Origin of the sequence: Streptomyces sp. APSN-46.1 (genome assembly GCF_022815725.1) — a bacterium.
Lineage (GTDB): Bacteria > Actinomycetota > Actinomycetes > Streptomycetales > Streptomycetaceae > Streptomyces.
This window is the reverse complement of record NZ_JALGRF010000006.1, coordinates 39767-58188: the sequence shown is the minus strand read 5'-3', so window position 1 is coordinate 58188 and position 18422 is coordinate 39767. Positions and strand designations below refer to the sequence as shown.

Sequence of the window (18422 nt, the reverse complement as noted above, 5' to 3'; positions counted from 1 at the left end):
CGTTCATAGGGTGGGACGGTCGGTGGAAGTGGTCAGTCGAAGCGGCCAGTGGAAGTGGGAGGGGATCGGCATGGGATACGCGAGTCCGGACACCCGGAGCGGCAGCTGGACCCAGGCCGACCGGGCCAAGGCGGCCGGGAAGCTCATGCTGGGCTGGGTGGGTCTGCTGTGGGTGATCGAGGTCCTGGACCTCGCCGCCGGCCATGCCCTGGACGGGTTCGGGATCGTCGCGCGCGACCCGGAGGGCCTCAGCGGCATCCTCGCCGCCCCGTTCCTGCACTTCGGCTTCGACCACCTGGCCGGGAACAGCCTGCCGCTGCTGGTGCTCGGCTTCGTCGCCGCCCTGAGCGGCATACGCCGCTTCCTGGCGGTCTGCGGGGCGATCATCGTGGCCGACGGGTTCGCGGTGTGGCTGATATCCCCCGCGCAGTCCATCACGGCGGGCGCCTCGGGCCTGATCTTCGGCCTGTTCGGCTACCTGCTGGTCCGCGGCTTCTTGGAGCGCAGACCGCTGGGGGTGGCCGTCGGCATCGTCATGGCCGCCGTCTGGGGGACGACGGTCCTCGGCGGCATCCTGCCGACCGACCCGGTGGTCAGCTGGCAGGCCCACCTCTTCGGCCTCCTGGCGGGCGTGGCCGCGGCGTTCCTCTTCCGCGGCCGGGCCGAGACCGCTTAGCGCAGACCGCTCAGCCCAGACCGCTTAGAGGCCAGGCTGCTACAGGACCATGCCCCGGTTCGCCAGGTCGAGGACGGCGCACGCGAAGAGCGCGATGCCGATGAACCCGTTGACCGTGAAGAAGGCACGGTTCAGGCGGGACAGGTCGTGCGGCTTCACGATGGTGTGCTCGTAGAGGAACGCCGCCGCGACGATCAGCAGGCCGAACCAGAACAGCGCGCCCGCGCCGGTGGCGAGGGCGTACCAGACCAGCAGGCCCGTGGTCACGACGTGCGCGGCGCGGGCGCCCCACAGCGCCGCCGGGATGCCGAAGCGGGCCGGGACGGACTTGACGCCCTCCGCGCGGTCCGCCGCCACGTCCTGGCAGCCGAAGATCAGGTCGAAGCCGCCGATCCACACGCCCACCGCGACCCCGAGGATCACCGCGTCCCACGACCACTCGCCCGTGACCGCCAGCCACGCCCCGATCGGGCCGATCGCCTGGGCCAGACCCAGGATGGCGTGCGGGAAGTTCGTGAAGCGCTTGCCGTACGGGTAGACCACCATCGGCACCACGGCGAGCGGCGCCAGCATCAGGCACAGCGGGTTCAGCAGCGCCGCCGACCCGAGGAACAGCACCAGCGCTATCCCGGCCCCGGTCCACGCGGACCGCACCGACACCGCGCCCGTGACCAGTTCGCGCCCGGCGGTGCGCGGGTTCCGGGAGTCGATCTCGCGGTCGATGATCCGGTTCGCCGCCATCGCGAAGGTCCGCAGGCCGACCATGCAGAGGGTGACGAGCAGCAGCTCGCCCCAGTGCATGACCCGGTCGAGCGTGAACATCGCGGTGAGCGCGGCGATGTAGGCGAAGGGCAGGGCGAAGACCGAGTGCTCGATCATCACGAGCCGCAGGAACGCCTTGACCTTGCCGCTCGCCTGCGGCGCGGGGCCGGGCCCGAGGACGCCCTCGGCAGCCGATGTCATCCGAGGGACCTCCGGAACTGTTCGAGTTCGACGCGCAGGTCCGTGGCGGACGTCGGGCCGATCTCCACCTCCAGCAGGGGCGTTCCCTCGGAGGGCGGCGGGACGACGCTGGCCAGGAAGGAGAACCTGCCTTCGCCCGCCGGGCGGCCGTCGAGGCGGAGCACGTCGTGCGCGGCGACCGTCAGCACTTCCGAGAACTCGGCGTCCGGGTCGGCGATGGCGGCCAGCAGGCGGTCCGCGAAGGCGGCCGCGTCGTCGTCGGAGAGCTCGTTGAGGGCGATCTCGCGCCCCTCGCCGTCGGTGCGGTCGGCGATCAGCTGCCACACGTCCGACGGGCCGGCGAACTCCTCGGGGGTGACGCCGGCTCGCTTGGCGGCCGCGCGGACCGCCGGCTGGGCCGGGTCGATCGCGGGGCGTACGAGGGCGACGCAGGGGGTGTCGGATCCGATGAACAGGGCGGGTCCGCTCACGGCGATGGGGCTCACAGTCCGTACTCCTTCCAGCGGCGGTCCACGAGGGCCGCCGTCGCGGGGTCGGACTCGACCATGTCAGGCCAGCCGCCGTCGCGCGTGTAGCCCTCCTCGGGCAGCTTCTTCGTGGCGTCGATGCCGGCCTTGCCGCCCCAGAACTGCTGGTACGAGGCGTGGTCCAGATGGTCCACCGGGCCCTCGACCACCGTGAGGTCGCGGGAGTAGTCCGTATTGCCGAGGGCCCGCCAGGACACCTCGTGCAGGTCGTGGACGTCGCAGTCGGAGTCCACCACGATGATCAGCTTGGTCAGCGACATCATGTGGGCGCCCCAGATGGCGTGCATGACCTTCTGAGCGTGCTTCGGGTACTTCTTGTCGATCGAGACGATCGCGCAGTTGTGGAAGCCGCCCGACTCGGGGAGGTGGTAGTCCACGATGTCCGGGACGATGATCTTCAGCAGCGGCAGGAAGAAGCGTTCCGTCGCGCGGCCCAGCGGGCCGTCCTCCGTCGGCGGACGGCCGACGACGATCGACTGGAGCAGCGGACGCTTCCGCATCGTCACGCAGTCGATCTTCAGCGCGGGGAACGGCTCCTGCGGGGTGTAGAAGCCGGTGTGGTCGCCGAAGGGACCCTCCGGCAGCATCTCGCCCGGCTCCAGCCAACCCTCGATGACGACTTCGGCGTTGGCCGGGACCTGGAGCGGGACGGTCTTGCAGTCGACCATCTCGATCCGCTTGCCCGCGACGAAGCCGGCGAAGAGGTACTCGTCGATGTCACCCGGCAGCGGCGCGGTGGACGCGTACGTCACGGCCGGCGGACAGCCGAAGGCGATCGCGACGGGCAGCCGCTCGCCGCGCTTCTGGGCGACGGCGTAGTGGTTGCGGCTGTCCTTGTGGATCTGCCAGTGCATGCCGATGGTGCGCTTGTCGTGGCGCTGGAGGCGGTAGAGGCCGAGGTTGCGCACGCCCGTCTCCGGGTGCTTGGTGTGGGTCAGGCCCAGGTTGAAGAAGGAGCCGCCGTCCTTCGGCCAGGTGAAGAGCGCCGGCAGCTGGTCCAGGTCCACGTCGTCGCCCGTGAGGACGACCTCCTGGACGGGGGCGTCGTCGCCCTTCACCTTCCTCGGCGGCACGTGCACCATCGAGCCGAGCTTGCCGAAGGCCTCGCGGACCCCGATGAAGCCCTGCGGCAGCTCCGGCTTCAGCAGGCCGCCGATCTTCTCGCTGATCTCGGCGTACGACTTCAGCCCGAGGGCCTTCAGCAGCCGGCGGTCGGTCCCGAACACGTTCATGGCCAGCGGCATCGCCGAGCCCTTGACGTTCTCGAAGAGCAGGGCGGGCCCGCCCGCCTTGTTCACTCTGTCGACGATCTCCCCGACTTCCAGGTACGGGTCGACTTCGGCCTTGATGCGCTTGAGGTCGCCCTCCCGCTCCAAAGCCCGGAGCAGCGAGCGGAGATCGTCGTAAGCCATAGGGGTCAGTATCCGCCACCAACTACCCTGGAAGCGTCACCGGGGCCCCCGTGGGGCCCGCCGTCACTGCCTGGGAGTCGGTCCCACACCGTGCTGCGCTATCTGCCGTTCCTGCTGATCATCGCGCTGACCATCTACACCTTCATCGACTGCCTGAACACGCCGGAGGAGGAGGTCAAACACCTCCCCAAGGTGATCTGGGTGATCATCATCCTGCTCTTCTCGATCGTCGGCCCGGTGGTGTGGCTGGCCGCGGGCAAGAAGCGGACCGCCGCGGGCGGCGGACGTGCCGCGAGGACCCAGTGGGTGGCGCCGGACGACAACCCGGAGTTCCTGCGCTCGCTGCGCGAGGAGCGGGACAAGGACAACGGCAAGGACACCGGCAAGGATTAGCCGCGGACTAGCCGGCGTCAGCGGGCTCCGCCTGCGGCAGCGCGCCGACCAGCCAGGGCATGTTCTTGCGGTGGACGGCGATGAGCACCTCGCGCTCCCCGTCCCGGCGGCCAGGACGATCAGTGCCACGGAGGGCACCGTCACCTGCCAGGGGGCGGCCCGGCGGGAGCGACCGGACAGCCACCCGTACCAGCAGGCCATCCACACCAGGGCCGGTCCGCCGATCAGCAGGCCCGGTCCCCAGCCGAACGGCACCGAGTAAGCGGTGTGCGGGTTCGCCTCGGTGAAGGCGGTGCGGGAGAACCCGGGGCCGTAGGTGATGTTCCGGACCTGGCCGCGCCAGCTGACCAGCCGCACGCGTCGCCCTTCGCGACGATCGGATGGGCGCCGTTCCCCTGCAGGCGCCGATCAGCGCGTTACTGGGCCCAGGGCAGGGCGCGGGTGCCCTCGGTGTCGGGGACCGAGACCACGCCGTCCGCGCGCATCGCGACGTAGGCCTCGAAGGTTTCGACGGAGTGGATGTGGCGCAGCACGTCCGCCGGGAGGACGAGGGTCTGGCCGGCGGCGACCTTCTCGGTGCGGCCGTCGCAGGTGACCTCCAGGGAGCCGGCGGTGAGGGTCCAGACCTGCTCGCGGCTGACGGAGTGCTCGGGGCCGGTGATTCCGGCGGGCATGGCGACGTGCCAGGTGCTGAGCTCGGAGCTGCCACGGCTGGGGGCGGCGAGTCCGGTCATGGTGGCGTTCGGGGTGGCGGTGACGTGCTCGGGGGAAACGGTGATCACGCGCAAGGAGTGGCCTCGTCTTCTCGGTGTCTTCGCGGTCGAGTGAGTCAAGCAGCTTTACTTGCGATGAGTAAAGCAGATTGACTCACCCGTGTCACCATGTTTCCGTGAACGGGAACGGGAACGGGAACGAAGAAGAGGGCGTCGAGCTGAGCTTCCTGCTCGGCATGGGCTTCCAGCTGATGCTCGGCGAGTTCACCCGGAGGGTCGCCGCGGCCGGGTACGAGGATCTGCGCCCCCTGCACGGCATGGCCTTCCAGGTCCTCAAGGGCCCCGGGGCCACCGCCACGGAGCTCGCCGAGCGGCTCGGGGTGACCAAACAGGCCGCCGGGCAGGTGGTCGACGAACTGGAGCGGCGCGGCTACGTCCGCCGCGAACCGCACCCGGAGGGCGGCCGGCGCAAGCTCGTCGTCCTGACCCGGGCGGCCTACGACCACCTCGCCGTCGCGGGCCGGATCCTGCACGAGCTGGAGGCGGAACTCGGGCGGGCCGCCGACCTCCGCGTCCTGCGCGGGGAGCTGGCCCGGTTCGTACGCGCGCTGAACGGGGACGGGCCGCTGCCCGCGCTGCGCCCGGTGTGGTGAGCGGAGCTCGGACGAGGAACGAGGACTGGCGGGCGGCGAGGCGGTCGCCTCAGGCCGCCGCGTGCGGCGCGTAGGAGGCCCGCAGCTCGGCCCAGTGGGCATCGCTCCAGGCCGACCAGTCCGCCGGGTGCCCCGCCAGCGCGGACTCCAGCAGCTCGAAGTGGTGGTGCCAGCCGGCCAGGCTGTCCAGCCGCTCCGACTCCGTCCCGCGCCGTTCGTTCAGGAAGCGGATCACCGTCGAGTCGGTGCCGACGGGTTCCAGGTGGAAGCGGATCCGCCCGTGTTCGGTGACCGTGTACTCCACGATCCGCTCGACGTCCCAGGCCGTGACATGTCCCGACACCACCGTCCCGGTGTTCGGCCAGCGCAGCGTGACGGCCCCGCCGAGGTGGCGTTCCAGGACCTCCGCCTCGGCCAGCCAGCCGCGCAGCCCGTCCCGCGTGGTCAGGGCGGGCCAGATGACCTCGTAGGCGTACGGCAGGTGGGGCTCGAATCTCAGGCGCCAACGGTCCTCGCCCCGGCTCTCGCTGGTGCCATGGCTCACAGGAGGCATGACACCAGCGTCCCACTCCCGCCGGTCAGATGCCCGCGTACGAGTGCTTGCCGTTGAGCAGGATGTTCACGCCGTAGTAGTTCCAGATCCAGCAGGCGAAGGCGAAGAGCGCGAGGTAAGCGGCCTTGCGGCCCTTCCAGCCGGCGGTGGCGCGGGCGTGCAGGTAGCAGGCGTACGCCACCCAGGTCACGAAGGACCAGACCTCCTTGGGGTCCCAGCCCCAGTAGCGGCCCCAGGCGTCGCCCGCCCAGATCGCGCCCGCGATGATCGTGAAGGTCCACAGCGGGAAGACGGCCGCGTTGACGCGGTACGAGAACTTGTCGAGCGAGGCCGCCGAGGGGAACCGCTCCAGGACCGAGGTCGCGAACCGGCCCGGCTTGCCGCCGCCGGCGAGCTTGGCCTCGTAGGAGTCGCGGAAGAGGTACAGGACCGCGCCGGCCGCGCCGATGTAGAAGACGGCGCCGCAGAAGATCGCGGTGGAGACGTGGATCCACAGCCAGTACGAGTGCAGGGCCGGGACGAGCTGGTCGCTGTCGGTGTAGAGCCAGGTCACGGCGATGCCGAGGTCCAGCAGGACGGTGGTGACCAGGATCAGGCCGAGCCAGCGGACGTTCTTCTTCAGGGCGAGCAGCGCCAGGTACGCGCCGACGGCCACCGTGGAGAAGGTGAGCGAGAACTCGTACATGTTGCCCCAGGGAGCCCGCTGCACGGACGCCGCACGGGCGACGACGCCGGCCGCCTCGATGAGGAAGGCGAGCGCGGTCAGCGAGATCGCGATCCGGCCGTACAGGTCCCCCTGCTCGGTGCCGCCGGCCGCGCCGGGGCCGTCCGGGACGTCGCGGGTGCCGGCCGCGGAGCGGGTGACGACCTTCGGCCGGTCGAGTACGGCGGTGCCGCCCCCGGCCCGCGTGGCCCGTACCCGCACGGCAGGGGCGCCCGCGCCCGCGGCCTGCGTGGCGGTCAGCGCGGCGGCCGTACGGCCCACCTTGCTGCGGCTGCCGAAGATCCACTCGGCGATGTGCGCGAGGAAGGCGAGGGTGTAGACCGCCATCGACGAATAGACCAGGTAATTACTGATCTGAGCCAGGTTCTCGTTGGTCGCTGCTGCGAGCGGCGTCATCCGCGCTCCCCTTCAACTTCAACTTCAGCGGGTTCTTCAACAGGTGGGGCTTCGACGGGTGGAGCTTCGACGGGTGGAGCTTCGACAGGTGGGGCGGACGCCGCCGAGGGCGCCTGCCGGTGGAGCGCCTCGGCGAGCACCGTCAGCTCCTCCGGGAGCCGGGCGGACTCGCTGCGGCCGAGACCCGCCATCTCGACGACGGTCACGCCGTCCGGGCCGGTCACCGCCCGCACCCAGATCCGGCGGCGCTGGATGAACAGGGAGGCGGCCAGGCCGCCGATGGCGGCGATCGCGCCCGCGAGCGCGAGGCCGCTGCCGGGCTGGTGGGTCACGGAGAAGGTGGCCCAGCGCTCGATGCCCTCGAACTTCACCGTGCCCGCGCCGTCCGGCAGGCTCATCGTCTCGCCGGGCAGCAGCTTCCGCTTGAACAGCTCGCCGTTCTCGTCGGTGAACTTCTCCATCTTCGACGTGTCGAGCTGGTAGACGTTCTGCGGCAGGCCCGAGTCCACGCCGAGGCTGCCGTGGTACGCGTTGAGCGCGAGGACGGGGAAGTCCAGCTCCGGGAACTGCGAGAACATCGTTCCCTTGCCCTCGCCCGCGTACGTCGGCACGAACCAGGCGTTGAAGCCGAGCTGTTCCTTCTTGCCGTTCTTGTCCTTGTAGCCGTCGGTGACCTTGACGGCGCCGGAGGAGGTCAGGTTGGCGTCCTGGGGCAGCATCGGCACGGCGTCCTTGAAGATCACCTTGCCGTTGGGGTCGGTCACCGAGATGACCGGCGCGTAGCCGTGCCCGAGGAGGTAGACCTTCGAGCCCTCGACCTCCAGCGGCGTGTTCACCTCGATCTCGCGCTTCTGCGGCGTGCCGTCAACGCCCTCGCTGAGGGTGACGTACGCCTTGAAGTCGCGCGGGGTGCCCTTCTGCGGGCCGGACTTCTCGAACGTGGCGTCGAACTTGTCCAGCGTGAAGGAGAACGGCGGCAGGTCGTCGGAGTTGAAGAGGCCGCCGGGCTTGAAGTCGTCGTACTGGGTCAGTGTGTTCGAGAAGCCCTTGCCGCGCAGGACGAGCTTGCCGCCCTCGGACTTGAACAGCTGTCCCCAGGCGAACGCCACCAGCATCACGATCAGGGCGATGTGGAAGGCCAGGTTCCCGGCCTCGCGGAGGTAGCCCTTCTCCGAGGCGACGGAACTCCCGGCGGCCTCGGTGCGGAAGCGCCTGCCGCCGAGCAGGGTCCTGGCGTGGGTGAGCACCTCGTCCGGGGACTTCTCCGTACGCCACGTCGTGTACGCGGGCAGCCGGTCGAGCCGCTTCGGGGCGGCCGGCGGGCGGTCCCTTAGCTGGCCGACGAACTGCCAGGAGCGCGGCAGGATGCAGCCGATCAGCGACACGAACAGCAGGATGTAGATCGCGGAGAACCACACCGAGCTGTAGACGTCGAAGAGCTGGAGCTTCTCGGCGATCCCGACCCAGGAGGCGTGCTCCTGCTTCCAGGCGGCGACCTTGAGCTCGTCGACCTGGGTCTGCGGGATGAGCGAGCCGGGGATGGACCCGAGGGACAGCAGGAAGAGCAGGATCAGCGCCACCCGCATGGAGGTGAGCTGGCGCCAGAACCAGCGGACCCAGCCGAAGACGCCGATGCCGACGGGGTCGGCGGGGCTGTCGTCCAGCGGGGCGGTGGAGAGCTGGGCCCCGGCCGCCGCCTCGGCCCGGGCGTCGGCCTGGGCGTTCGCGTCGGCCTGGGCGTGGGCGTCGGCCTGGGCTGCGGCCTCGGCGGAGTCCTCGGATCGCGGCGCCTCGGTGGGCGCGTTGTCAGTCGTACTCATGTGCGTTAGGTCCTCAGATCCCCACCGTGAAGTCTTGGGTCCAGCTCTGCATGTCGCCGACGATGATGTCCCACCATCCTGTGACGAGCAGCAGACCGGTCAGGATCAGCATGCCGCCGCCGATGCGCATCACCCACGCGTAGTGCTTCTTGACCCAGCCGAACGCGCCGAGCGCCTTGCGGAAGGCGACCGCCGCGAGGATGAAGGGCAGGCCCAGGCCCAGGCAGTAGACGACCGTCAGCAGCGCGCCCCGGCCGGCGCTCGCCTGGTCGATCGAGAGCGTGTTGACGGCGGCGAGGGTCGGGCCCATGCAGGGGGTCCAGCCGACGCCGAAGAGCACCCCGAGCACGGGCGCGCCGATCAGGCCGGCCGTCGGCTTCTTGTGGAAGCGGAACTCCCGCATCGTCAGGCCCGGGATCGCGCCCATGAAGAAGAGGCCGAGGACGATCACCAGGCCGCCGAGGACCCGGGAGATGATCTGCTTGTTGTCCTGGAGGGCGTCGCCGAAGTAGCCGAAGAGCGCGCCCGTCGAGACGAAGACGGCCGTGAAGCCCGCGATGAACAGGCTCGCCCCGGCCACCATCCGGCCGCGCCGGGCTTCGGCGAGATCGGCCCCGCTCACGCCGGTGACGTAGGAGAGGTATCCGGGGACGAGCGGCAGCACGCAGGGCGAGAAGAAGGACACCAGTCCGGCGAGCAGCGCGATGGGCAGGGCCAGCAGCAGCGCGCCGTTGAGGACGGTGGTGTTCACGCCGGTCGCCTCGGCGGCGAGCTGGTGCAAGTCGGAAAGCTCTGCGACCACGAGGTCACTTCTCCGCGAGCAGCGGGTCGATCATCGAGCGCAGCTGCTCCTCGTTGACCGCGACGAGGGTGCGGGCGGCGATCTTGCCCTCCTTGTCGAGGACGATCGTGGACGGGATCGACTGCGCGTTGAGCGTGCCCTTGGGGAAGCGGAGCATCAGCTTGCCGTCCGGGTCGTAGAGGCTCGGGTAGGTGATCCCGAAGGTCTCCTCGAAGCCGGTCGCGTTCTGCTTGCTGTTGTCGCGGGTGTTGAGGCCCACGAACGCGACGTCCTTGCCGGCGTCGGCGAACTCCTTGGAGACCTTCGCGAAGTACGGGGCCTCCGCCCGGCACGGCGGGCACCAGGAGCCCCAGACGTTGAGGACGACGACCTTGCCCTTGAGGGCGGTGGTGTCGAGGGTCTTGCCGTCGAGGGTCTCGCCGTCGAGCTTGGGCGCGTCAGTGCGGTCGCCCTTGGCGACGGTGGAGATGCCGCTGGGGCCCGTCACGTAGTTGCCGCCGGCGGAACCGGCGGTTCTTCTGCCGCTGCCCGAATCGCCGCACGCCGAAAGGGTGAAGGCGCCGACGAGGGTCACCGCGGTCAGCAGGACGGCGCGGCCGCCGGCCGAGCGGCGGCTACTCAGACGGACACGGGCGCGGCTAAGGCTCATGTGAAAAGTTTCGCATGGGCGATTTGCGGATCTTCCGCGCCCCCCGACGGGGTGCTAAGGCCCTGGTCAGGCCAACCCGCCGGACGGGCCGCGCGCACCGGACGGACCGCGCGCGCCGGACGGGCCGTCGCGTCGTTCACCGGGCCCCGGCCGGACGCGCACCGGGCGCACCGGTCAGGCACCGGACGCACCGGACGCGCATCCGACGCGCCGCTCAGGCGCCGAACGCCTTCGACTTGCCCTTCACCGGCTTCGCTCCGGCCAGGAGATGGGCCGGGACCAGGTCCCGGGCCGGCTCGCTGTAGCCCACCGACACCAGCCTCTCCCCGTCGTACGTGAACGAGGTCAGCGAGGCCAGCGTGCACTGCCGGCGGCGCGGGTCGTGCCACAGCCGCCGCCGCTCCGCGAAGCTGCGCACGATCCAGATCGGCAGCTGGTGGCTGACCGCCACGGCCTCGTGGCCGCGGGCCGCGTCGCGCGCGGCCTCGATGGCGCTCATCATCCGCACGACCTGCTCGACGTACGGCTCGCCCCAGGACGGCCTGAACGGGTTCGTCAGGTGCTTCCAGTTGCCCGGCCTGCGCAGCGCGCCGTCGCCGACGCCGAAGGTCTTGCCCTCGAAGACGTTGCCCGCCTCGATGAGGCGGCCGTCGGTGGCCAGTTCCAGGCCGTGCGTCTTCGCGATCGGCGCGGCCGTCTCCTGCGCCCGCTCCAGCGGCGAGGACACCACGTACGTGACGTCCCGGTCGGCCAGGTGCTCGGCGACCCGGTCGGCCATCTGTCGGCCGAGCTCGGAGAGGTGGTAGCCGGCGCGGCGCCCGTAGAGGACCCCGTGCGGGTTGTCCACCTCGCCGTGCCGCATCACGTGCACCACAGTGATGTCGCTCATGCCGCGCTCTCCTGGGTCGCCTCGGCGGCGGCGCGGGCGGCGGCGGGCAGCGCGGCCGCGATGCGCTCGACGGCCTGCTCGTCGTGGGCCGTGGACACGAACCACGATTCGAACGCCGACGGCGGCAGGTACACGCCCTGCGCCAGCATCGAGTGGAAGAAACCGTTGAAGCGGAAGGACTCCTGCTTCTTGGCGTCGTCGTAGTTCCGCACCTCGTCCTCGGTGAAGAAGACCGAGAACATGTTGGACGCGGTCTGCAGCCGGTGCGCCACGCCCTCCTTGGTCAGCGCCTCGGTGACCAGGCCCTGGATCTGCTCCGACACCGCGTCGACCTTGTCGTACGCGGCCTCGTCGAGCAGGCGCAGCTGCGCCAGGCCGGCGGCCGTGGCGACCGGGTTACCGGAGAGCGTGCCCGCCTGGTAGACCGGGCCGGCCGGGGCCAGGTGGCCCATGACGTCGGCGCGGCCGCCGAACGCCGCGGCCGGGAAGCCGCCGCCCATGACCTTGCCGAAGGTCATCAGGTCGGGCTTGACGCCGTCCACGCCGTACCAGCCGGCACGGCTCGTACGGAAGCCCGTCATGACCTCGTCGGAGATGTACAGGGCGCCGTTCTCCCGGCACACGTCCGCGAGCCCCTGGTTGAAGCCGGGGGCCGGGGTCACGACGCCCATGTTGCCGGGCGCGGCCTCGGTGATCACGCACGCGATCTCGCCGGGGTGCGCGGCGAAGGCCGCCCGGACTGCTTCGAGGTCGTTGTAGGGGAGCACGATCGTGTCGCCGGCCTGCGCGCCGGTCACGCCCGGGGTGTCGGGCAGCGCGAACGTCGCGAGCCCGGACCCGGCGGCGGCCAGCAGCGCGTCCACGTGGCCGTGGTAGCAGCCGGCGAACTTCACCACCTTGGCGCGGCCCGTGAAGCCGCGGGCCAGCCGGATCGCGGACATGGTCGCCTCGGTGCCCGAGGACACCAGGCGGACCTGCTCGACGGGCTCGATGCGCGCGACGATCTCCTCGGCGAGCGCGACCTCGCCCTCGCCGGGCGTACCGAAGGAGGTGCCGCGCGCGACGGCGGCCATGACCGCCTCCGTGACGGCGGGGTGGGAGTGTCCGAGGATCATCGGACCCCACGAGCAGACCAGGTCGACGTACTCGCGGCCGTCGGCATCGGTCAGATAGGGACCGGTACCAGACACCATGAACCTGGGCGTTCCACCCACGGCGCGAAACGCGCGCACGGGAGAGTTCACGCCGCCGGGCGTCACGAGGGACGCGCGCGTAAACAGGTTCTGCGAGACTGGGGCTTCATACGGATACGGGTAGCTCACACCAGCCATGGTCTCAGAGGCCGCGACTGACTTGCGGACGGGCGTTTCACCGCGCCGCCCCGGGGGAGGTCACTGCCATGATGATCAGGCTGCGTGGCGGGGGCCGCGGGGCCGGGGCAGGCAATACCAGTCGGGTGGAGATATGCAACGCGGTGGTGGACCGGGCGAGGGTACGGACGGCCTCGACCCGCAGCGCGCCCGCGACGCGCGCCGCCGCGGCAAGCACCGCCGGCGCGCCACGGACGCCGCGGACGCGGCACCGGGGCCGTTCCGGTCCACCGACGGCCGCTCCTCCGACGGCCACGACGGCACCCCCCGGGGCCGCGGCATGGGCGTGACGTACAAGTACTTCGGCGCGCCGGACGGCGCGACGGCGGCCCGGGTGCCCGTGACGATGCGGCCCGAGGAGCTGGGCGGCGACGAGCTCGGCATGGGCGGCATGTTCACCAAGATCAAGCCGGAGACGGTGGCCGCCATGGTCCTGACCGGCATCGAGGGAATACCCCTGCACCAGGTGCCCCCGCTGGAACTGGTCGTCCTCCACCCCGACTACGCGGTGGTCAAGCTCCCGATGACGGTCGTCGACCCGCTGCGCGGCATCGGCGAGGAGTCGGTCGGCGCGGCCGCCTTCATCTGGTCCACGGTCCCCGACCGAGGCGGCCCCCGCGACGCGTTCAACGTCTACCAGCTCCTCCACGAATGGCAGGACTTCTCCCACCGCCTCCACGAGGCGGGCCACCAGCCGTACTGCCTGGTCTGGCCCTGACCTGGTCTTTCGTCATCTCAAGATGGCGACACCGCGCGCGGCGGGTCGGACAGGGCGGGATCGCTCTTTGGAGTGACCCCCAGAGTGTTTCGCGCCGCGAGGGTGCAGGGGCCGATATCAAGATCGAGTCCTCTGCAAGCGCCTATGAACGGACCTCCATGCTCGCCACCACCCTGCGTGCGGCGGCCGGCGCCGTCATCGCTGCCGGACTCGTCGCCGTGGCCTCCGGGCCGCACTCCTCGCCCGGACTCGTCGCGGGGACCGCGCCCAGGCCGGGCGAGTGCCTGTACCTGGACAACAAGGAGCAGGGGGCCAGGGACGTGGGAAAGCCACCCGTCAAGCCCCCGCACACGAGCACGGTGAAGGCCACGGTCAAGTCCAACCTGGGCGACATCGAGCTCGACTTGGACGGGGAGAAGGCCCCCTGCACCGTCGGCTCCTTCACCTACCTGGCCGCGAAGAACTTCTTCGACAAGACGAACTGCCACCGCCTGACCACCGGCGCGCTGAAGGTCCTGCAGTGCGGTGACCCCTCTGCCACGGGCTCGGGCGGACCGGCCTACAAGTACGCGGAAGAGAACCTGCCGAAAGCCGCTTCCGGCAAGGAGACCGCCGAGTACGCCAAGGGCACCCTGGCCATGGCCAACGCGGGTCCGGGCACCAACGGGAGCCAGTTCTTCATGGTCTACGGCGACTCCGAGCTGCCACCGAACTACACCGTCTTCGGGAAGATCACCAGCGGCATGGATCTGCTGGAAGAGGTCGCGGACGCCGGATCGGACAACGCCAACGGTGAAGGCGACGGCGCCCCCAAGAAGAAGGTCACCATCCAGGACGTGACGATCGCGGAGAAGTAGCCGAGCAGGCACCCCCGCCTGGACGCCATGAGCGGTGCCGTGAGTGAGGCTCTTGACCCTCACGTGGCGTCAGGCCGCATAGTCGGTGCCGTGGAGGATCACTGGACCGTGGGACGCGTGGCCGAGCTGGCCGGCGTGAGCGTCCGCACGCTGCATCACTATGACGAGATCAGGCTCGTTCGGCCGTCGGCGCGGACCCTGGCCGGGTACCGGGCCTATTCGGCGGGCGACGTGGAGCGGCTGCGGGAGGTGCTGGCCTATCGGCGGTTGGGCTTCGGGCTGCGGGAGGTTGCGGAACTGGTCGGCGACCCGTCCACCGACGCGGTCGCGCACCTGCGCCGACTGCGCGGTCTGCTGCTGGAGCGGCGTGATCGCGCTGACGCCATGGTGGCGGCCATCGACAGGGAACTTGAGGCACGGGCGAAGGGGCTGAAGGTGACACCGGAGGAGCAACTGGAGATGCTCGGTGCACGGCTGTACGACGCGATCGGCGGCGCCTACACCGCGACACGGCGTACCGAGCCGCGGATCGCCGCGCAGATCTGGGACGCGCTCGGGGACGCGCAGACGGTGCTGAACGTCGGGGCCGGCACCGGCTCCTACGAGCCTGCTGATCGCGACGTGACCGCGGTGGAGCCATCGGCGGTCATGCGGGGGCAGCGGCCTGCCGGCTCGGCGCCGTGCGTGGCCGCCGCCGCGGAGAGCCTGCCGTTCGAGGACCACTCCTTCGACGTCGCGATGGCCGTCTCCACCGTTCACCACTGGGGGGACCCGATAGCGGGGCTGCGCGAGATGCGGCGCGTGGCCCGCCGCGTGGTGGTGCTCACGTTCGACACCGACGAGCCCGGATGGCAGGACCGGTTCTGGCTTACCCGTGACTACCTGCCCGAGTTCGCGGCCGTCCTCGCAGAATTTCCCTCGCTTGCCGGGATGGCCGACGCGATCGGCGCCCGCGCTGAGCCGGTGCCCATCCCGTGGGACTGCGCTGACGGCCTGTTCGAGGCGTACTGGCGCCGACCGGGGGCGTATCTGGAGGATCACGTGCGCCGTGCGATGTCGGTGTGGACGAGGGTCGGGCCGGAGGCCGAGCAGCGGGCGGTACGAGGCCTCGGCGACGACCTCGACTCCGGCCGGTGGGCCGAGCGCAACAGCGACCTCGCCGACCTCGACGCGGCAGATCTCGGCCTCCGCCTGCTCATAGCTTGAACCGCGTCGCAGCGTCAGAGAGGTACCTGCCGGTCGCTCGAAATCCGGCCGGTTCCCAGATCGCGCAATACCCGGAGACACGCCTCTGATCAGGGCTCATCTCCCGTGGCGACACGCCGAGTCGAAGGCGTGGACGAAATGATCAAGTCACGTACTGTGCCGACGTCTCAGCCAGTTGTCGAAGTACAGAAAGGCACAGCCATGCACATAGCCCGGAAGTCTCCCTACCGACTCCTCCTGGCGCTGCTCGCCGCCGTTGGGTTCACCCTCCTGGCCCCGGCGAGCCCGGCCTCCGCCGCCCTGAGCGGGCAGTTCTTCATGAAGAATCAGAACAGCGGGATGTGTATGGACGTCCCCGGCGGAACCGGCACTTGGGGCACCCAGCTCATCCAGTGGCCCTGCAACGGCGGCGCCAACCAGAACTTCTACTTCGACTATGTCAACGGAACCCCCGTCCTGCGCAACGCGGCCAACGGCCTGTGCATCGAGGTGCCGGGCTACCGCACCGACAACGGCGCCCCCGTCGTCCAGTGGGGCTGCAACGGTGGCGAGAACCAGCGTTGGTACATGACGTCCCAAAACAGCGGCGTGCTCGGCTACTACCACAACTGGACGAGCAAGAAGTGCATGGAGGTGGCCGACTGGCGCACCGACGCCGGTGCCCCGATCCGGCAGTGGGACTGCCACTTCGGCAAGAACCAGCAGTTCTGGAACTTCTAACCTCCGGACCGGGTCCCACGGACCAAGGAAGCGCCCTCGCCTGCGTGAGGCGGGGGCGTTTCCGTTTGTCGCCGTCGGGAACCGTCAGGCCACCATCAGGCCTCCGTCAGGCCACCGTCAGGACCAGGCGGCCGCGGGAGCCGCCCTCGGCGAGGCGGGCGTGGGCCTTGGCGGCGTCGGCCAGGGCGAACGTCTCGGACACCCGCGGCGTGAGCTCGCCCGCGTCGACCAGGGCCACCAGGCGGGCCAGGTGCGCGCCGTCGGGCGCGACCTCCTGCTCCACCACGCGGATCCCCCGCCGCGCGGCCGGGGCGGCGCCCGGGATGAGGCCCACGTAGACGCCGCCGTCGCGGACGCGGGACAGCGCGCTCTCGCCCATGACGGCCGCGTCCAGGACCCCGTCCACCGGCCCGGCCGGGGTCGCGCCGCGCGGGACGAAGGCGGCGGCGCCCAGCGACCGTACGAGGGCCTCGTCCTCCGGACCCGCCAGGGCGCTCACCACCAGCCCGGCCCGGGCCGCGAGCTGCACGGCGAGGCCGCCGACCACGCCCGCCGCGCCGGTGACCAGGACCGAGGCGCCCGGGGCGAGCCCCAGCAGGTCCACCGCGCGGGCGGCGGTCAGCGCGCCGAGCGGGAACGCCGCCGCGGCCACGTCGTCCGCGGTGGCCGGAGCCGCCGCCACGGCCGAGGCGTCGAGCACCGCGTACTCCGCGTGCGTGCCCAGCGGCTTGATCTGCCCGTAGTGCAGCCCGACCACCCGCTGTCCGGCGCTCCAGCCGGTGGCCTCCGGGCCGACCTCGTCGATCTCGCCGGCCACGTCCCAGCCGAAGCCGAGCCGCTGCCCGGCACCGCCGAAGACTCCGGCGCGGACCGCCCCGTCCACGGGGTTGAGCCCGGCGGCGCGGACCCGGATCCGGACCTGTCCGGCCGCCGGCCGCGGAACCGGCACCTCGACGATCTCCACCTGCTCCGGGCCGCCGAAGGCACTCACCACGGCCGCCTGCATGGTCTGCGCCTGAGCCGGCGTCTGCGTCTGCTCACTCATCGTTTCTCCCCGTTTCGTAGCGTTCCCGGCGTTCCCGTGTTCCGGGTGAGCACTAACCTAGGGAGAGGTACTCTCCTTTCGTAAGTACGCACTCGGGAGTGCGTACCCGACCCGGAAGTGGGTAACCATGGCCACCCGCACCGCCGCCGACCGCCGCGAAGCGGCCCGCGCCGCCTACGACGCCTTCGTCAAGGACTGCCCCACCAGCCAGCTCCTGGCCCGCATCAGCGACAAGTGGGTCGGCCTGATCGTCAGCGCCCTCGGCCAGTCGGAGACCGGTTCCATGCGCTACAGCGACCTCGGCCGCAAGATCCCCGGCGTCAGCCAGAAGATGCTCACCCAGACCCTCCGCTCCCTCGAACGCGACGGCCTCGTCACCCGCACCGTCACCCCCTCCGTCCCCGTCCGCGTCGACTACCGCCTCACCGAGCTCGGCGCCAGCCTCGGCGACCTCCTCTCCTCCGTGAAGCTGTGGGCCGAGCGCCACTTCGACGAGGTCAGCGCGCACCGCGACGCCTACGACGAGAGCGCGACCGCAGCCGCGTAAATCGGCAACACCGGCCCGCCGGGCAATGGCATGCTGGGGCCGTGAACGGACCCGGCATTCAACTCACCCTCGCCCCGGAACTGCGCGTCTTCGCCCCGCCCAGCCGGCGCGCCGAGCGCGTGGCGACCAGCACCGACGGCGCCTCCAGCATCGGCCACGTCGTCGAGTCGGCAGGGGTCCCGCTCACCGAGGTCGGCCGTCTCCTCGTCGACGGCAGGGAGGTGCCCGTCTCGTACGTGCCCCGGGACGGCGAGTCCGTCGAGGTACTCGGGGTCAGCCGCCCGCAGCAGATCACCGGCGCCCCGCTCCGCTTCCTCCTCGACGTCCATCTCGGCACCCTCGCCCGCCGCCTGCGCCTGCTCGGCGTCGACGCCGCATACGAGAACGAGGACATCGGCGACCCGGCGCTCGCCACCCGCTCCGCCGCCGAACAGCGCGTGCTGCTCTCCCGCGACCGCGGCCTGCTGCGCCGCCGCGAGATCTTCGCCGGCGCGTACGTCTACAGCGACAACCCCGACGAGCAACTGCGAGACGTCCTGAGCCGGTTCACCCCGGCCCTCGCCCCGTGGAGCCGCTGCACGGCATGCAACGGCCCGCTCCGGGGCGCCGACAAGGCCAGCGTCGGCGAACGCCTCGAACACGGCACGCACCGCTCGTACGACGTGTTCGCCCAGTGCGCCGACTGCGAGCGCGTCTACTGGCGCGGCGCCCACCACGCCCGCCTGGAGCGGATCGTCGACGAGGCCGTCGCCGAATTCGGCGGCGTCGGCACCCCGTAGGACCGGGGCG

Annotated in this window: 22 protein-coding genes; 10 read left to right on the top strand and 12 right to left on the bottom strand. The window is 70.9% G+C overall.

Annotation, left to right across the window (positions count from 1 at the left end; translation table 11 throughout):
* Nucleotides 1-70 precede the first annotated feature (70 nt).
* Nucleotides 71-676 (top strand): rhomboid family intramembrane serine protease, encoded by a 606-nt coding sequence (locus MTF65_RS18275; protein WP_243629805.1) that lies wholly within the window; start codon nucleotides 71-73, stop codon nucleotides 674-676.
* Between the two features lie 39 nt (nucleotides 677-715).
* On the opposite strand, the gene mqnP is transcribed toward MTF65_RS18275, so the two are convergent.
* From mqnP to MTF65_RS18260, 3 genes are read right to left on the bottom strand one after another with little or no spacing between them, the layout of a single operon-like run.
* Nucleotides 716-1639 (bottom strand): menaquinone biosynthesis prenyltransferase MqnP, encoded by a 924-nt coding sequence (gene mqnP, locus MTF65_RS18270; protein ID WP_243629804.1) that lies wholly within the window; start codon nucleotides 1637-1639, stop codon nucleotides 716-718.
* Nucleotides 1636-2124: a hypothetical protein gene (locus tag MTF65_RS18265; protein WP_243629803.1), complete on the bottom strand. Its 489-nt coding sequence runs from the start codon at nucleotides 2122-2124 to the stop codon at nucleotides 1636-1638. Before MTF65_RS18265 ends, mqnP begins: the two co-directional genes overlap by 4 nt.
* Nucleotides 2121-3578 (bottom strand): menaquinone biosynthesis decarboxylase, encoded by a 1458-nt coding sequence (locus MTF65_RS18260; RefSeq protein WP_243629802.1) that lies wholly within the window; start codon nucleotides 3576-3578, stop codon nucleotides 2121-2123. The genes MTF65_RS18265 and MTF65_RS18260 overlap by 4 nt, the downstream gene beginning before the upstream one ends.
* Before the next feature lie 90 nt (nucleotides 3579-3668).
* On the opposite strand from MTF65_RS18260, the gene MTF65_RS18255 reads away from it, so the two are divergent.
* Both MTF65_RS18255 and MTF65_RS18250 read left to right on the top strand, forming a co-directional pair.
* Nucleotides 3669-3971, top strand: coding sequence for a PLD nuclease N-terminal domain-containing protein (locus MTF65_RS18255; protein WP_243629801.1), 303 nt, complete (start codon nucleotides 3669-3671; stop codon nucleotides 3969-3971).
* A 70-nt stretch (nucleotides 3972-4041) separates the two neighbouring features.
* On the top strand, nucleotides 4042-4233 hold the full coding sequence (locus MTF65_RS18250) for a hypothetical protein (RefSeq protein ID WP_243629800.1): 192 nt from the start codon (nucleotides 4042-4044) through the stop codon (nucleotides 4231-4233).
* A 154-nt stretch (nucleotides 4234-4387) separates the two neighbouring features.
* Here the strand turns inward: MTF65_RS18250 and MTF65_RS18245 are convergent, their stop codons facing one another.
* Nucleotides 4388-4753, bottom strand: a complete 366-nt coding sequence (locus MTF65_RS18245) for a cupin domain-containing protein (protein ID WP_243629799.1) — start codon at nucleotides 4751-4753, stop codon at nucleotides 4388-4390.
* A gap of 167 nt (nucleotides 4754-4920) precedes the next feature.
* Between MTF65_RS18245 and MTF65_RS18240 the strand changes: the two genes are divergently transcribed.
* Nucleotides 4921-5337, top strand: coding sequence for a MarR family winged helix-turn-helix transcriptional regulator (locus MTF65_RS18240; RefSeq protein ID WP_243630027.1), 417 nt, complete (start codon nucleotides 4921-4923; stop codon nucleotides 5335-5337).
* A gap of 49 nt (nucleotides 5338-5386) precedes the next feature.
* Here MTF65_RS18240 and MTF65_RS18235 read toward each other — a convergent pair whose 3' ends face one another.
* The 7 genes from MTF65_RS18235 to hemL all read right to left on the bottom strand — a co-directional run bounded on the left by MTF65_RS18235 (nucleotide 5387) and on the right by hemL (nucleotide 12501).
* On the bottom strand, nucleotides 5387-5890 hold the full coding sequence (locus MTF65_RS18235; protein ID WP_243629798.1) for an SRPBCC domain-containing protein: 504 nt from the start codon (nucleotides 5888-5890) through the stop codon (nucleotides 5387-5389).
* A 25-nt stretch (nucleotides 5891-5915) separates the two neighbouring features.
* The gene (ccsB, locus tag MTF65_RS18230) at nucleotides 5916-7010 is read right to left on the bottom strand and encodes a c-type cytochrome biogenesis protein CcsB (RefSeq protein ID WP_243629797.1); all 1095 of its coding nucleotides are present in this window, start codon (nucleotides 7008-7010) and stop codon (nucleotides 5916-5918) included.
* A complete protein-coding gene (locus MTF65_RS18225) occupies nucleotides 7007-8830 on the bottom strand; it encodes a cytochrome c biogenesis protein ResB (RefSeq protein WP_243629796.1) in 1824 nt (607 codons plus the stop codon). The genes ccsB and MTF65_RS18225 overlap by 4 nt, the downstream gene beginning before the upstream one ends.
* Nucleotides 8831-8843: 13 nt before the next feature.
* The gene (locus MTF65_RS18220; RefSeq protein WP_243629795.1) at nucleotides 8844-9632 is read right to left on the bottom strand and encodes a cytochrome c biogenesis CcdA family protein; all 789 of its coding nucleotides are present in this window, start codon (nucleotides 9630-9632) and stop codon (nucleotides 8844-8846) included.
* Between the two features lie 4 nt (nucleotides 9633-9636).
* Entirely contained in the window at nucleotides 9637-10281 is a 645-nt protein-coding gene (locus MTF65_RS18215; RefSeq protein ID WP_243629794.1) for a TlpA disulfide reductase family protein, read from the bottom strand.
* Nucleotides 10282-10495: 214 nt separating this feature from the next.
* A complete protein-coding gene (locus MTF65_RS18210) occupies nucleotides 10496-11170 on the bottom strand; it encodes a histidine phosphatase family protein (RefSeq protein ID WP_243629793.1) in 675 nt (224 codons plus the stop codon).
* Nucleotides 11167-12501, bottom strand: coding sequence for a glutamate-1-semialdehyde 2,1-aminomutase (gene hemL / locus MTF65_RS18205; RefSeq protein ID WP_243629792.1), 1335 nt, complete (start codon nucleotides 12499-12501; stop codon nucleotides 11167-11169). Before hemL ends, MTF65_RS18210 begins: the two co-directional genes overlap by 4 nt.
* A gap of 133 nt (nucleotides 12502-12634) precedes the next feature.
* Here hemL and MTF65_RS18200 point away from each other — a divergent pair, with 133 nt between their 5' ends.
* The 4 genes from MTF65_RS18200 (at nucleotide 12635) to MTF65_RS18185 (ending at nucleotide 16041) form a co-directional block, all read left to right on the top strand.
* Nucleotides 12635-13258 carry a hypothetical protein gene (locus MTF65_RS18200; protein ID WP_243629791.1) on the top strand — a complete coding sequence of 208 codons (624 nt, stop codon included), beginning with the start codon at nucleotides 12635-12637 and terminating at the stop codon, nucleotides 13256-13258.
* A gap of 158 nt (nucleotides 13259-13416) precedes the next feature.
* A complete protein-coding gene (locus MTF65_RS18195; RefSeq protein WP_243629790.1) occupies nucleotides 13417-14115 on the top strand; it encodes a peptidylprolyl isomerase in 699 nt (232 codons plus the stop codon).
* Nucleotides 14116-14223: 108 nt separating this feature from the next.
* Nucleotides 14224-15321 carry a MerR family transcriptional regulator gene (locus MTF65_RS18190; protein WP_243630026.1) on the top strand — a complete coding sequence of 366 codons (1098 nt, stop codon included), beginning with the start codon at nucleotides 14224-14226 and terminating at the stop codon, nucleotides 15319-15321.
* A gap of 201 nt (nucleotides 15322-15522) precedes the next feature.
* Nucleotides 15523-16041 (top strand): RICIN domain-containing protein, encoded by a 519-nt coding sequence (locus MTF65_RS18185; protein ID WP_243629789.1) that lies wholly within the window; start codon nucleotides 15523-15525, stop codon nucleotides 16039-16041.
* Between the two features lie 106 nt (nucleotides 16042-16147).
* Here the strand turns inward: MTF65_RS18185 and MTF65_RS18180 are convergent, their stop codons facing one another.
* A complete protein-coding gene (locus MTF65_RS18180) occupies nucleotides 16148-17047 on the bottom strand; it encodes an NADP-dependent oxidoreductase (RefSeq protein ID WP_243630024.1) in 900 nt (299 codons plus the stop codon).
* Between the two features lie 166 nt (nucleotides 17048-17213).
* Here MTF65_RS18180 and MTF65_RS18175 point away from each other — a divergent pair, with 166 nt between their 5' ends.
* Nucleotides 17214-17633 carry a helix-turn-helix domain-containing protein gene (locus MTF65_RS18175; RefSeq protein WP_243629788.1) on the top strand — a complete coding sequence of 140 codons (420 nt, stop codon included), beginning with the start codon at nucleotides 17214-17216 and terminating at the stop codon, nucleotides 17631-17633.
* Between the two features lie 41 nt (nucleotides 17634-17674).
* Nucleotides 17675-18412 (top strand): Mut7-C ubiquitin/RNAse domain-containing protein, encoded by a 738-nt coding sequence (locus tag MTF65_RS18170; protein ID WP_243629787.1) that lies wholly within the window; start codon nucleotides 17675-17677, stop codon nucleotides 18410-18412.
* Nucleotides 18413-18422: the final 10 nt, after the last annotated feature.

What these genes read in the sequence shown, in the direction of transcription:
- MTF65_RS18275 (WP_243629805.1), top strand. Translation starts at nt 71, where the DNA reads ATGGGATACGCGAGTCCGGACACCCGGAGCGGCAGCTGGACCCAGGCC.
- mqnP (WP_243629804.1), bottom strand. Translation starts at nt 1,639, where the DNA reads ATGACATCGGCTGCCGAGGGCGTCCTCGGGCCCGGCCCCGCGCCGCAG.
- MTF65_RS18260 (WP_243629802.1), bottom strand. Translation starts at nt 3,578, where the DNA reads ATGGCTTACGACGATCTCCGCTCGCTGCTCCGGGCTTTGGAGCGGGAG.
- MTF65_RS18240 (WP_243630027.1), top strand. Translation starts at nt 4,921, where the DNA reads ATGGGCTTCCAGCTGATGCTCGGCGAGTTCACCCGGAGGGTCGCCGCG.
- MTF65_RS18235 (WP_243629798.1), bottom strand. Translation starts at nt 5,890, where the DNA reads ATGCCTCCTGTGAGCCATGGCACCAGCGAGAGCCGGGGCGAGGACCGT.
- ccsB (WP_243629797.1), bottom strand. Translation starts at nt 7,010, where the DNA reads ATGACGCCGCTCGCAGCAGCGACCAACGAGAACCTGGCTCAGATCAGT.
- MTF65_RS18225 (WP_243629796.1), bottom strand. Translation starts at nt 8,830, where the DNA reads ATGAGTACGACTGACAACGCGCCCACCGAGGCGCCGCGATCCGAGGAC.
- MTF65_RS18215 (WP_243629794.1), bottom strand. Translation starts at nt 10,281, where the DNA reads ATGAGCCTTAGCCGCGCCCGTGTCCGTCTGAGTAGCCGCCGCTCGGCC.
- MTF65_RS18210 (WP_243629793.1), bottom strand. Translation starts at nt 11,170, where the DNA reads ATGAGCGACATCACTGTGGTGCACGTGATGCGGCACGGCGAGGTGGAC.
- hemL (WP_243629792.1), bottom strand. Translation starts at nt 12,501, where the DNA reads ATGGCTGGTGTGAGCTACCCGTATCCGTATGAAGCCCCAGTCTCGCAG.
- MTF65_RS18200 (WP_243629791.1), top strand. Translation starts at nt 12,635, where the DNA reads ATGCAACGCGGTGGTGGACCGGGCGAGGGTACGGACGGCCTCGACCCG.
- MTF65_RS18195 (WP_243629790.1), top strand. Translation starts at nt 13,417, where the DNA reads ATGCTCGCCACCACCCTGCGTGCGGCGGCCGGCGCCGTCATCGCTGCC.
- MTF65_RS18185 (WP_243629789.1), top strand. Translation starts at nt 15,523, where the DNA reads ATGCACATAGCCCGGAAGTCTCCCTACCGACTCCTCCTGGCGCTGCTC.
- MTF65_RS18180 (WP_243630024.1), bottom strand. Translation starts at nt 17,047, where the DNA reads ATGCAGGCGGCCGTGGTGAGTGCCTTCGGCGGCCCGGAGCAGGTGGAG.
- MTF65_RS18175 (WP_243629788.1), top strand. Translation starts at nt 17,214, where the DNA reads ATGGCCACCCGCACCGCCGCCGACCGCCGCGAAGCGGCCCGCGCCGCC.